This is a genomic window from Thermomonospora echinospora, assembly GCF_900108175.1.
Taxonomy (GTDB): Bacteria; Actinomycetota; Actinomycetes; order Streptosporangiales; family Streptosporangiaceae; genus Thermomonospora; species Thermomonospora echinospora.
The window spans coordinates 20,750-33,496 of the sequence record NZ_FNVO01000011.1; the positions used below are offsets into that span (position 1 = coordinate 20,750).

Here is a 12,747-nt window from a genome sequence, read left to right on the forward strand (position 1 = left end):
ACAGGCGGGATTTGTAGGGCATGCGGACCAGGCGGCCGGATGTCGGCGGCCGGATCGTTCGTTCTCCATGGCGGCGCTCGTTCAAGCGGAGAGACCATGCCTCGCAGCGGCGGAGTGCCGGCGGCCAGGGCCGCCGGAGTCCTGGTGGGATTCCTCGGTGCCGCCGCGTTGCTGCCGGGCTGCGGCGGTGCCGGCGGCGGTGACCCGCAGGGCGGGATCACGACTCCCGGCGTCTTTAGCCCGGCGGTGACCCAGGCTCCCACGACGGCGCCGAATCCCCCGGTGGCGCCGGACACCTCGAAGACGGGACGAGACGACGGGGACGACGCCCGTTACACCTACTTCGGCCTGCGTCTTCGGCTGCGGCCGGAATGGCGGGTGGCCGGTGCCGACCGGCGTGGCCGCGGGTATTCGGTCGAGGTCCGGACCGGTGACTGCGTACGGACCACCAAGGGGGACGAGAAGTGCCCCGGCTTCCTGCTGGTCGGCCCGGAGGGCGTCCAGCGTGCCTACGATGACGACGACGTGACGCGCAACCCCTACACGCCGGCCCGCCCGTACCATCCCCGGACGGACGTGCAGGTCTGCCTCGATCGCAATGCCGCTCCCGCGCTGGAGGCCGGACCTGCCCGGCTGACCAGGGCTTCCATGGCGAAGGTGGCGGGCAGGGAGGCGACCTACCGGCAGTGGCGGGTTCCCTGCCGGGACGAGAGCACGGGCCGGGTGGGAGAACGGTTCTACGTCCAGCGGGAGTGGTATCTCGCCGCGGAACGGATACTGATCGTGGACCGCTGGCAGACCCCGGGGCTCGACGAGGCGCTGGCCGGAGCCGACTGGGGGTGACGGAATTGGCGTTCGGAGTCGCCGCCGAGCGGAGGGCAAGGCGTAACCGGGGAGTGGCCCCGTATTCAGCTTCCGCTGCGAAGAGAACGGCTGGAAAGGCGCCCGGTCAACGGCCGGATACGCCTTGGCCAGGGTGTCCGGTCACGCGCTTCGGCTCGGCCGCGACCGTATGCTCTGGGCGGCCTTGCGCTGGGCGGCGGCAAGGCGTGCCCGGACCATGCTTTCCCGTACCTGGGCCGCGCCCCGGGCCGCCGTGGAGGCGTCCTTGACCCGATCCGCATAGGCGGCCAGCACCTCCCATACGGGAGGTGGAGACCATTCCTCCCGGACGGGCAGTGCCGGCGAGTTCCCGTTAGCGGTGGCGAGCGTGAGTGGCGTGCGGCAGTGGGGGCACCGCACGCCCGATTGGGCTTCTCTGCTCATACCACGAATCATTCCCCGGGGGTCTGACAAAACAACCCTTTCCCATACCGGTGGTCGTCCGGCCATAGGACGTCATGTGCGGATTGCGCGACGCGGGTGAGGGCGCCGCGACGGGGCCTGCCGGGGAACGACGAGTTCCGGGGCTCCGGCCGGTCCGTACCGCGGAAGGGCAGAGGACGAACCGAAGGAGACCATGGTGGCTCAGGAGCCAGTGACCGAGGCGGGCCCCAGGTTCAGCGATGCGAAGGCGACCGCGACCCGCTGGCGGTTCCGGACCTGACGTCCTCGGCCAACGGAGGTCCGGGCGAAGACCCGGCGGTGCCGGAAGGCGCCGCCGGCGGTCCATTTGTGAACCAGTGCGTTGAAGAACCGGTCAAGCCGGTAATCGCCTGGTGTCTTCATCTTTGCGCCGGGCCGGTCCGATGCCGACGAGGCCACGGCGAGGTGGGCCCTTCCGGGCGCACCACCGTGGCCTCGCTCCCCCGGCCCTGTTTTCGGCTCACCGATGCGGGCGTTGGGACCGTCGTGCGATCCCATCCCCCGGTCACCCGCCATCGAGCGCCCCCACTGGGTGCGAAAAAGCTAACTCCTACTCCTGTGTAGGTTCGCCCCAACGACAGGGGCGTCGACGAGCGGTCGGCGCCCTGCGACGAGCGGGCCGAGACCTGCCACGAACGTCGGCCCGACACCTGCGACGAGCGGCAGGCCAAAGCCGTGCCGCGAGTGTCGGACCGAGACTTGCTGCGAGTGCCGGGCCGCGGCCTGTCGCGAGCGCCAGGCCGGAGTCGTGTCGCGAGCGGTGGCCGAGGTCTGCTGTGACGAGCGGCGGGCCGGAGCCGTGCCCGAGCGCCGGTCCTGAGGAGTGACCCGGGCAAGTGCGGGTGTCAGGTGGCGGCCAGGCGCCACAGGGAGGTCGTCTCCGCAGCGCGTGCCGCGTGCAGGGGGTCGGTGCTGTCGGAGACCTTCGGGTGACGGGGCCTGATGTCCAGCCGGTCCACCGGGGTCAGTCCTGCGGTGGTGAACGCGGCCATGAGTTCGGCGCGGGACCGTAGCCCGAGGTGTTCGGCGATATCCGACAGCACCAACCAGCCCTCGCCGCCCGGCTCCAGGTGATCGGCCAGCCCCTCGACGAAGCCGCGCAGCATACGACCGTCATGGTCGTAGACGGCGCGCTCGATGGACGTGGTGGCGCGGGCGGGAATCCAGGGCGGATTGCACACCACCAGCCGCGCCCGGCCCGGTGGGAACAAATCCGCCCGGACGAGTTCCACCCGGTCGGCCAGTCCCAGCCGGTCGAGGTTCTCCCGGGCGCAGCCCAGCGCACGCGGGTCTGCGTCGGTGGCCACGACGCGTGCGACGCCCCGGCGGGCCAGGACGGCGGCCAGCACGCCCGTACCGGTGCCGATGTCGAACGCCGGGGCCGGCGCAGAGGGCAACGGCGCCCGCGCGACCAGATCCACGTACTCGCCCCGGACGGGGGAGAACACGCCATAGTGCGGGTGGATGCGGTCGCCGAGCGCGGGCACCTCGACGCCTTTCCTGCGCCACTCGTGGGCGCCCACCAGGCCGAGCAGCTCCCGCAGGGACACCAGCGACGGCTCGTCCGCCGGTCCGTACGCCTCCAGGCACGCCTGCCGCACGTCGGGGGAGCGCCGCAGCGGGACGCCATAGCCGGAGTCGAGCGGCACCAGGAGCATGCCGAGCGTGCGGGCGCGCTGCGCCTGCGCCATCCGGTGCAGGTGGAACGCCTGGGCCGGGGAGGGGACTTCGGACGCGCCCGGCCGGCGTCGGCGCCTGGGCCGGTCGAGACGCCGGGACATCGCCTGCAGGAGCTGGCGTGCGTTGTGGAAGTCGCCGCGCCACAGGATCGCCGTGCCCTCACAGGCCAGCCGGTACGCGACATCGGCCTTCATCCGGTCGTCGGCGATCGTCACGCGCTTGGGCGGCGGCGCCCCGTTCTCCGAGCGCCAGCGAGCGGAGCGGGCCTGGCCCGCTTCGGTCCAATGAACGAGCTCTTCGGTGCGCACAGGGGCTCCCCGGCAGGTTGCGACCGAACCTACCCGGATTCTCTCCGCCGACCGAGACCTTCGTACGGCGGGTCCTGCCCTGTACGGGCCGCGTCGGCGGTTGAATCAGAGGGTGGAAAACCGGGGCCTTTCTGGGGATCTCCCTGGGGACATCCGGTGTACGACCACGACTCTCCGCTGGTCGAGCCCTGTGCAGATCGGTTATCCACAACCTGTGGACATCGCTGTCGCCTCCGAGTATCCACAGCGCCTTCCCCAGGGCGACGCCGGGGCGTGGACAACCACTGCGAATCTGGGGACTGCCCTGGGGAAACGCAGTGGACACCCGGGGGGTTCCGCAGCTCACCTACTGTGGGCGAACGTTGTCCACTGCCTGTGGATAACTCGCACCCCGGTCCGGGTCGCTCCCCGCAGGAAGCACCTGTGGATATCCCTGTGCATTGACGCCCGCCCGCGCAGCGCGTTACCTGTCCTCCGATGCCCGATATCCCCTCCCCCCTCCCCAGACGCCCCGAACGCCCCGACGCCCGCCCGGCACAGCCACCTCCGGACGGCCTGCAAGCCGCCCACCGGCAGGACGGCCACGAGCAGGACGATCATCGGCGGGGTGGTCGTCAGCAGGACGGTGACCGCCAGGGTGATCGGCAGGACGGCTCTGGGCGGGGTGATGGGCGGTGGAGCGATCGCCGAAAGGACGGTCGGGGCCGGGTCGGGGAGATCGACGTGGTGCGGGGGCTGGCGTTGTGCGGCATCCTGTCGGCCAACATCGTCGCCATCACCGGAATCCAGGTGTGGGGGACGGCCGGAGCCGATCCGGGGCTCGTCGGTCATCTCTACGAGACCCTTGTGCACCAGCGGTTCTTTCCGGTGTTCTCGTTCCTGTTCGGCCTCAGCGCCGTGCTGTTCTTGGGCGCCGCGCGGGGAGGGATGGAGCCGCCGCGCACCGTGCTGTTGGCCAGGTTCGGGTTCCTGCTTCCGTTCGGGCTGGCCCACCAGGTCCTGCAGCCGGGCGAGGTGCTCGTGTCCTATGCCGTCATCGGGATCGTGTTCGGGCTGCCCGCCTCGTTCCTCCCCCGGCGGGCCGTCCTGGCCGGCGGGACGGCCGCCACGCTCGCCTCTCTGCTCATCGCGGAGGGCGGCGTCACCCTCATCCCCGGCCTGTTCCTGCTGGGGATGGCCGCGGGCGCCTATGACGTGCCCGGCCTCATCGCACGCAGGAGCGGCCGGATAGCGGCGGCCTTCTATCCGACGGCGCTCCTGGCGGCCGGGCTGAACGTCTGGCAGGTGACGATGGGCGCGGCGGCCTTCGACTCACCGCTGCCCGCGGCCGCCGGAGCCGTCACCGGGGCCGCCTATGCCATCGGGCTGCTGATGCTGTTGAGACGCGAACGCCTGCACGCGGCCCTCTCGTTCGTCCTGCAACCGCTGGGCAGGCTGGCCCTGACCAACTACATCACCGCCACACCCCTGGTGATCGCGGCCGACCACCTGCTCGACCTGGGCGGCCACCCCCGCGTCGCCGCCGTGGTCGGCACCGCCCTGGCGATCCTCGCCCTCCAGGTGCTGTTCAGCCGGGCATGGCTGCGCCACCACCGCTACGGCCCACTGGAATGGGCATGGCGCTGCCTCACCTGGTGGCGCCTCGTACCCAACCGCCCCCGGCCGGCAGCCGAACGCTGATCTTTCGGTGGGCGTCTGCCCGGCCGTCTCCCCCGGCGCGTTCCGGCGGCGGAGGTGACTCGGCGGACTCCTCCATGTGAACGATGCCCGGCCGCACCGGATCAGGGCGGCGGCCGGGCGCTGATTCATCGGACTCCTAAAGCTGTGGAGACCCCTGCCTTCAGAGGGAAGCCAATCGGGCGACCGCTCAGATGGGTGGGAGCAGTGCGGCGAGGGCGGTGGGCAGCGGATGGCCGTCCGTGTGGACGATGCCGAGCCGCTTCGTCGCCCGCGTCAGGGCGACGAAGAGATCGTTGGCTCCGCGTGGGCCCTCGGCCAGGATCCGGGCGGGCTCCACGACCAGGACGGAGTCGAACTCCAGGCCCTTGGCCTGGCCGACCGCCAGCACCACGACCTGGTCACGCAGCTCCGGGTCTTCGCCCGGTTCGGGGGAGGGGACGGCGACCGCCCGCGCCAGCTCGTCCCGCAGGCTTCCCGGCGTCAGCACCGCAAGGCGTCCCTCGCCCAGTTCCGCGACCTCGGCGGCCACCAGCTCGGCCAGACGTCCGGGCAGTTCACCCGGGGAGACCTCCAGACGCCACGGGTCCGAGCCGATCTCACGTACCGACACGAGCGTCTCCGCCGCGAGGCGGCCCGACGTCTCCTCGGCGGAGGGGAGCCCATGACCGTCTGCCGGGTCGTCCCGATGGCCGTTCGGCAGGTCGGGGGCGGTGGTCAGCTCGGCCCGTACGGTGGTGGCGACCTTCAGGAACTCGGCGGGCATCCGGTAGTTGACGGTGAGCCGCTCCAGGCGCCAGCGGCCCGGGACATGAGGGTCGAGCACCTGTTCCCAGGAGGACGCCCCGGCGGCGTCGCCGGTCTGAGCCAGGTCGCCGACGAGCGTCATCCAGCGGGTCGGGCAACGCCGGAACAGCAGCCGCCAGGCCATCGGCGACAGCTCCTGCGCCTCGTCCACGATGACGTGCCCGAACGCCCACGTCCGGTCGGCCGCCGCGCGTTCGGCGGTGGTCCGCGGGTCGTGCTCGTCGTGGCGGCCGGCCAGCATCTCGGCGTCCACCAGGTCGCCCGGCATCAGCGCGGCCTCCTCGTCGTCCTCCAGGTCGATGGAACGCGAGCCGAACGCGACGTCCAGCACGCCCTGCGCGTAGGCGATCCGGCGGCGGTGGGCCGCCTCCGCCTGCGCCTTCGCCGCGCGCTCGTCCTCGCCCAGCAACTCGGCGGCCTCGTCGAGCAGCGGAACGTCGGCGGGCGTCCAGGGCGCGGCGGGATCCCGCAGCAGCAGATCCCGCTCGTCCTGGGTGAGCTCGGGTGCGGCCGAGGCCAGCCGCTCGGCGGAGGAGTACAGGCCGGCCAGCAGCTCCTGTGGGGTCAGCGCGGGCCACACCTGGTCGAGGGCGGCATGGACGGCGGGGTCGTGCGCGAGTTCCCGCCGGAACGCCGCCACGTCGTCGGCGTCGAACAGGTCGGTGACCTCCTCCTCGCCGGGCTCCAGACCCAGGTCGGCGAGCACCTCGGGCAGCAGGATGCTCGCGTTGAGCCGGTCGGCGGCCTGGCGGGCGAGCACGTCGAGCAGTTCGCGGACCACGATCGGCCGGGCCTGGTTGTGCAGCAGCCTCGACCGGCGGGCCAGATCCCGGACGCGTTCGCAGGTGGCCCGGTCGAGGTGCAGTGTGCCCTGCTCGGCCTTGACCTCCAGGACGTCCGGCGGCACCCACTGCCGGTCGCGCACGGCGGCGGCGACCACGTCCACCATGACGGCTCGGCCCTTGATGGCGGCGGCCTGTGGGGACTCAGTCCCATCCGCCCGTACCCCGGGGAACAGGCCGCCGATGGTGGACAGCAGCACCCCGGTCTCGCCCAGCGCCGGCAGCACATCCTCGATGTACCGCAGGAACGTGGTGTTCGGCCCGATGACCAGCACCCCGCGCTTGGCCAGCAGGTCCCGGTACGTGTAGAGCAGGTACGCGGCACGGTGCAGGGCGACGACGGTCTTGCCGGTGCCGGGGCCGCCCTGGACCACCAGCACGCCCCGGTGCCCGGACCGGATGATGACGTCCTGCTCGGCCTGGATGGTGGCCACGATGTCGCCCATCCGGCCGGAGCGGTCGGCGTTGAGCGCCGCCATCAGCGCCGCCTCGCCGATCAGTTCGGTGTCGGCGGGCTGCCCGTCCTCCCGCAGGTCGAGGATCTCGTCGTTGAGGTCGATGACCTGGCGCCCCTTGGTCCTGATGTGGCGGCGTCGGCGTACGCCGTCGGGGGCGAGTGCGGTGGCCAGATAGAACGGCCTGGCCGCCGGTGCCCGCCAGTCGAGCAGCAGGGGCTCGGCGTCCTCTTCGGTGTCCTCGCCGTCCTCGGCGGGCAGGCCGATCCGGCCGACGTAGCGGCTGGGCCCGTCGCGGAAGTCGAGCCGGCCGAAGCACAGCCCCTGCTCGGCCGCCGCCAGCCGGGCCAGCCGCTCGGTGTGGCGGGCGGCGGTGGCCTCGCGCTCCCACAGCTCCGTGGCGGTGCCGTCGGAGTGCCTCAGCGTGCCCGCCAGCCGGGCCGAGGCCTGCTCCCGGAGCCCGTCCAGCCGCCGGTAGAGCCGCGACACGTACGCCTGCTCGCGCTCCATTTCGGCATTCGACAATTTCTCCTCCATCTGCTATAATGGAGACAGAGGATTTGAATCCTCTGAATATGGCGACGAAATAACGAGAATATCCCGCCGTGTTGTTCCCGGCGGCCCAAAAGGGGCGTCGTCGCCGTGGCCGATCGCCGCACAGCAGCTCTTACCAGGGCAAATGCTGTTCGTCCGGTTCCGGCCAGCTGGCTCGGCGACACGAAGGTAAAGCCCGGCCCGTCGAGTCGAATACCAGTTCGATCATCCGATAGGGTCCGGTGCGCATGGGCCACCTGTACAACGAGTCGATCGATGCCGAGACGGACCCTTCAGGGCGGCTCACCGCCTATCGGTGGCGCGGACTGCGCTACACCGTCCACCAGGTCCTGAAGGCGTACGGCCCGGAGGAGGACGTCCGCGTCTACCGCGTCAGAGTGAGCGGCGAGGACGAGGCCGTCGCGGTAGCCGAACTCGCCCGCGACGCCGACCGGTGGCGGTTGCGCCACCTGTTCTCCGCCTGACCACGACGGCCTCGGGAACGCCCGTCGAGGTGCGTTCCCGAGGCCATGCTTCCCGATGGCCGGCGAGCCCGACCGCCTCCCCGTCCGGTACGCGTGGACTGCCGGGCAGCCCCTCGGCGGTCCGGCGTCGGTGCCTGGGCCGGACCCGGTTCGGGGAAGTCCCGCCCGGTCGGGGGCTACCGGGTGAGTGTGCGGAAGAACTCCCGGATATCGCCGGCCAGCAGGTCCGGGGCTTCCAAAGCGGCGAAGTGACCGCCGCGGTCGAACTCCGACCAGTGCACGATGTTGTGGGCCTTCTCGGCGAAGCGCCGGATGGACACGTCGGTGGTGAAGACCGCGACCCCGGTCGGCACGGGCGAACGCCCGCTCGGAGCCCACATGGCCGGGTCGTTGAACCGCTCGTAGTAGGTGTGGGCGGCCGAGCCCGCGGTCCCGGTGAACCAGTAGACGCCGACATCGGTGAGGATCCGGTCGCGGTCGACGGCGTCCTCGGGCAGGTCGGCGGCCGGGTCGGTCCAGTCCTTGAACTTCTCGACGATCCACGCCAGTTGCCCGGCCGGCGAGTCGGTCAGCGAGTGCGCGAGGGTCTGCGGCCGGGTGCCCTGCAACTGCAGATAGGCGCCCATCTTCTCCTGCCACTGCTTCATCAGGGCCAGCCGTTCGCGCTCGGCCCCGGTCAGCGCGGCCATGTCGGCCGGGTCCCCGGTCGGGAACGTGACGAGCGCGTTCACATGGACGCCAATGACGTGCTCCGGGGCGACCCGGCCCATCAGCGGGGCGACGAACGCGCCCACGTCCCCGCCCTGCACCCCGTACCGCTCGTACCCCAGTCGGGACATCAGCTCGGTGAGCGCGGTGGCGGTGCGTCCATCCGTCCAACCAGGACCGGGCAGGGGGCCGGAGAATCCGTAGCCGGGCAGGGACGGGATGACCAGGTGGAACGCGTCGGCGGGGTCGCCGCCGTGCGTGGCCGGGTCGGTGAGCGGCCCGATCAGGTCCGTGAACTCCACGACCGAGCCGGGCCAGCCGTGCAGCAGCATCAGCGGGGTGGCCTCGGGCTCGGGCGAGCGCACGTGCAGGAAATGCACGCCCGCCCCGTCGATGGTGGTGGTGAACTGGGGGAGGTCGTTCAGCGCGGCCTCGTGGACGCGCCAGTCGTAGTCCCCGGCCCAGTACTCGGCCAGCTCCCGCAGGTAGGCGGTGGGCACCCCGCGCTCCCAGCCGGTGCCCGGCAGGTCGGCGGCCCATCGGGTGCGGGCCAGGCGCTCGCGGAGATCGTCGATGTCGGCCTGCGGGATCTCGATGCGGAACGGGCGGATGGCGGTGTCGTTCGTCGTCATGCCCCTGACGCTAGGAACGATTGGTGACAGGTCCCGGCACCGATCGACGACAGAATCTCCTTCATGCTGGAAACCTCGGCGAGGCTGTTGCGCTTGCTGTCCCTGCTCCAGTCACGCCGCGACTGGACCGGCGCCGAACTGGCCGAACGCCTGGACGTGGGATTGCGGACGATACGGCGCGACATCGACCGCCTGCGCGACCTCGGCTATCCGGTCGACGCGACCCCCGGTGTCGCAGGCGGCTACCGGCTCGGCGCCGGAGCGGCCCTGCCTCCGCTGCTCCTAGACGACGAGGAGGCCGTGGCCACGGCGATCAGCCTCCGCGCCGCCGCCACGGGTCCGGTGGCCGGCCTGGCGGAACCGGCCGTACGAGCACTGGCCAAGCTGGAACAGGTGCTTCCGTCCAGGCTGCGGCACCGGGTGACCGCGCTCCAGGCGGCCACCGTTCCGCTGACCGGCCCGGCGGGCGGGGATGAGGCGGTGGACCCCGGGCTGCTGGCCGCGATGGCGGCCGCCTGCCGGGACCACCGGCGGCTGCGGCTGCGCTACCGGGGCAGGGACGGCTCCACCACCTTGCGGACGCTGGAACCGCATCGCCTGGTGCACACGCCGCGCCGCTGGTACCTGCTGGCCTGGGACGTCGACCGCGAGGACTGGCGGACGTTCCGGGTCGACCGGTTCGACGGTCCGCCGGGTCCGCCGGGCGCGCGCTTCACCGCCCGCACACCACCGGACGAGGACGTCGCCGGGTACGTGTCGCGCTCCATCTCGTCGGCTCCGTACCGCTACCGGGCGCGAGTCCTCATGCACGGGCCGATCGAGGAGGTCGGCCGGCACGCCTCCCCCACGGCAGGACGGCTGGAGGCGGTCGACGCTGACACCTGCATCCTGCACACCGGCTCCGACTCCCTGGAGGAGCTGGCGATCTACATCAGCGCCAAGGGCTTCGACTTCGAGGTCCTCGACCCTCCCGAACTCACCGGCGTCCTGCGTGCGATGTCCGACCGCCTGCGCCGAGCCGCGAACGCCTCGCGTCCCTCCCCATGAGCCACCGACGATCCGTGGTCACGTGCACGGCCCGGCCTCGTGCGCCGGCCGCCCGTGCCGGATCGCGGCCTCCCGGAGAGGGCGTCAGGCCAGGTCGCCGAGCTGTTCGACCTCTTCGGGGGTCAGCGAGATGGTGGCGGCGGCGACGTTCTCCTCAAGGTGGGCGACCCGGGACGTACCGGGGATGGGCAGCATGACGGGGGACCGGTGCAACAGCCAGGCCAGCGCCAGTTGCGCCGGGGTGACCCCGTGCCGGGCCGCGGCCTCGGCCAGCCTGCCGCCGGGCTCGGCCAGCTTGCCGGTGGCCAGCGGGAACCAGGGGATGAACCCCATGTCGTGCCGCTCGCAGTACTCCAGCACCGGCTCGGCCTGACGGTGCGAGAGGTTGTAGAGGTTCTGCACGGAGGCGATCTCCACGATCCGCCGGGCGGCCTCGATCTCCTCCACATCGACCTCCGACAGCCCGATGTGCCGGATCTTGCCCTCGTCGCGCATGTCGCGCAGCACGCCGAGCTGGTCCTCCAGCGGCACCTCGGGGTCGATCCGGTGCAGCTGGTACAGGTCGATGCGCTCCAGCCGCAACCGGCGCAGGCTCATCTCCACGCACTGGCGCAGATACTCCGGCCGCCCCACCGGCTGCCAGATGTTCGGCCCCTGCCGGGTGAAGCCGCCCTTGGTGGCGATCACCAGATCCTCGGGATACGGGTACAGCGCCTCGGCGATCAGGTCCTCGCTGACGAACGGGCCGTAGGAGTCGGCCGTGTCGATCAGCGACACACCGAGCTCGACGGCGCGGCGCAGCACCCGGATCGCCTCGTCACGGTCGGCGGGCTCGCCCCACACCCCGGATCCGGTGATCCGCATCGCGCCGAAGCCGAGTCGGCGCACCCGCAGGTCACCGCCGATGGCGAACTCGCCGCTCTGCGCGGCGGGACGCTCGGTCAACTCTGTCATCTCTCTCCGCCCCCTGCCTCGGCCCCGCGAACGGGGAAGATCATCAGTGTTACAGGAAGATCATCAGTGTTGCAGCCCGTGGACGGAGGACCACCGTCCACCCCGCCCGGACGGACGGCAACACCGGACGTTATGGGCTTCCCCCGGCAGCGAGGAGGTATCGCCTCAAGCGGCGATGACCGGGAGGCGCGGGAGGGCGCGGTCCGGCTGACATTGGTGCCCGGCATGTCCGGAGTGCGAGTGTTGGTGCTCGCCGTTCTCGCGCTGCGACGGGGTCCGTCCCCGGCTGGAGGTCGTCCGTGAGCCGCCGTGGCTGGGTGCTGTTCGCCCTGATGAGCGTGATCTGGGGCATCCCCTATTTGATGATCAAGGTAGCGGTGGAGGGCGTCTCGGCGCCCGTGCTGGTGTTCGCGCGGACCGCGGTCGGCGCGGCGGTGCTGCTGCCGCTGGCGCTGCACGCGCACGGCCCGCGTGAGCTGCGGGACCTGCTGCGCCGGTACTGGCTGCCGATGCTGCTGTTCTCCGTCGTGGAGATCCTCGCCCCGTGGCTGCTGCTGGCGGACGCCGAGCGGGTGCTGACCAGCTCGATGACCGGGCTGCTGATCGCCGTCTCCCCCGTCGTCTCGGTGCTGATCGTCCGGCTGACCGGCGGCGCCGAACGGCTCGGCGCCTGGCAGTGGGCCGGCCTGGCGGTCGGGTTCGGCGGCGTCACCGTGCTGGCCGCCCCCGAACTCGGCGGCGGGGACACCTGGTCGATCATGGAGGTGCTGCTGACCGCCTGCGGCTACGCCCTCGGCACGCTCATCACCGCCCGCTGGCTCAAGGACGTCCCGGCGCTGCCGATGACCGCGCTGTGCCTGACCTTCGCAGCCCTGGTCTACACGCCTCCGGCGGTGATGACCTGGCCGGACGCGGTGCCGTCCGGACGGGTGCTGGCGGCCCTGGCGGGCCTGGCGCTGATCTGCACGGCGCTGGCCTTCCTGGTGTTCTTCGCCCTGATCAGGGAGGTGGGGCCGTCCCGGGCGCTGGTGTTCACCTACGTCAACCCGGCCGTGGCGGTGCTGGCGGGTGTACTCCTGCTCGGCGAGCCCCTCACCGTCACCATCGTCGTCTCGTTCGTACTGATCCTCGGCGGGTCGATCCTGGCCATGACCCGCCGGCCGGACCCGGACACCACCGACCCGCAGCCGGAGCCCCGGGCCGCGGCCCCCGAGGCGGCGATCTCCGCAACGGCGACTTCCGAGCACGTGGACTCCGAGAATGGGGGTTCCGAGGCGGTGGACTCCGAGACCCGCTGACGGTCGTCCGGCCCG

At 71.8% G+C, this 12,747-nt stretch carries 9 protein-coding genes; 5 read left to right on the forward strand and 4 right to left on the reverse strand.

Annotation, left to right across the window (positions count from 1 at the left end; all coding sequences use genetic code 11):
- The first annotated feature begins 96 nt into the window (after positions 1-96).
- The gene (locus C4U03_RS23250) at positions 97-843 is read left to right on the forward strand and encodes a hypothetical protein (protein WP_103940020.1); all 747 of its coding nucleotides are present in this window, start codon (positions 97-99) and stop codon (positions 841-843) included.
- 1,307 nt (positions 844-2,150) lie between these two features.
- On the opposite strand, the gene C4U03_RS23260 is transcribed toward C4U03_RS23250, so the two are convergent.
- Positions 2,151-3,293, reverse strand: a complete 1,143-nt coding sequence (locus C4U03_RS23260) for a methyltransferase (RefSeq protein WP_103940024.1) — start codon at positions 3,291-3,293, stop codon at positions 2,151-2,153.
- A gap of 723 nt (positions 3,294-4,016) precedes the next feature.
- Here C4U03_RS23260 and C4U03_RS23265 point away from each other — a divergent pair.
- Entirely contained in the window at positions 4,017-4,973 is a 957-nt protein-coding gene (locus tag C4U03_RS23265; RefSeq protein WP_160147068.1) for a DUF418 domain-containing protein, read from the forward strand.
- A gap of 187 nt (positions 4,974-5,160) precedes the next feature.
- Here C4U03_RS23265 and C4U03_RS23270 read toward each other — a convergent pair whose 3' ends face one another.
- Positions 5,161-7,599 carry a HelD family protein gene (locus C4U03_RS23270; protein WP_327373458.1) on the reverse strand — a complete coding sequence of 813 codons (2,439 nt, stop codon included), beginning with the start codon at positions 7,597-7,599 and terminating at the stop codon, positions 5,161-5,163.
- A 257-nt stretch (positions 7,600-7,856) separates the two neighbouring features.
- On the opposite strand from C4U03_RS23270, the gene C4U03_RS23275 reads away from it, so the two are divergent.
- Positions 7,857-8,093, forward strand: a complete 237-nt coding sequence (locus C4U03_RS23275; protein WP_103940030.1) for a hypothetical protein — start codon at positions 7,857-7,859, stop codon at positions 8,091-8,093.
- A 176-nt stretch (positions 8,094-8,269) separates the two neighbouring features.
- On the opposite strand, the gene C4U03_RS23280 is transcribed toward C4U03_RS23275, so the two are convergent.
- On the reverse strand, positions 8,270-9,433 hold the full coding sequence (locus tag C4U03_RS23280) for an epoxide hydrolase family protein (RefSeq protein ID WP_103940032.1): 1,164 nt from the start codon (positions 9,431-9,433) through the stop codon (positions 8,270-8,272).
- Between the two features lie 63 nt (positions 9,434-9,496).
- On the opposite strand from C4U03_RS23280, the gene C4U03_RS23285 reads away from it, so the two are divergent.
- Positions 9,497-10,480, forward strand: a complete 984-nt coding sequence (locus C4U03_RS23285) for a helix-turn-helix transcriptional regulator (RefSeq protein ID WP_103940034.1) — start codon at positions 9,497-9,499, stop codon at positions 10,478-10,480.
- Positions 10,481-10,564: 84 nt separating this feature from the next.
- Here the strand turns inward: C4U03_RS23285 and C4U03_RS23290 are convergent, their stop codons facing one another.
- Positions 10,565-11,434: an aldo/keto reductase gene (locus C4U03_RS23290; RefSeq protein ID WP_103940036.1), complete on the reverse strand. Its 870-nt coding sequence runs from the start codon at positions 11,432-11,434 to the stop codon at positions 10,565-10,567.
- Positions 11,435-11,733: 299 nt separating this feature from the next.
- On the opposite strand from C4U03_RS23290, the gene C4U03_RS23295 reads away from it, so the two are divergent.
- Positions 11,734-12,732: a DMT family transporter gene (locus C4U03_RS23295; protein ID WP_103940038.1), complete on the forward strand. Its 999-nt coding sequence runs from the start codon at positions 11,734-11,736 to the stop codon at positions 12,730-12,732.
- Positions 12,733-12,747: the final 15 nt, after the last annotated feature.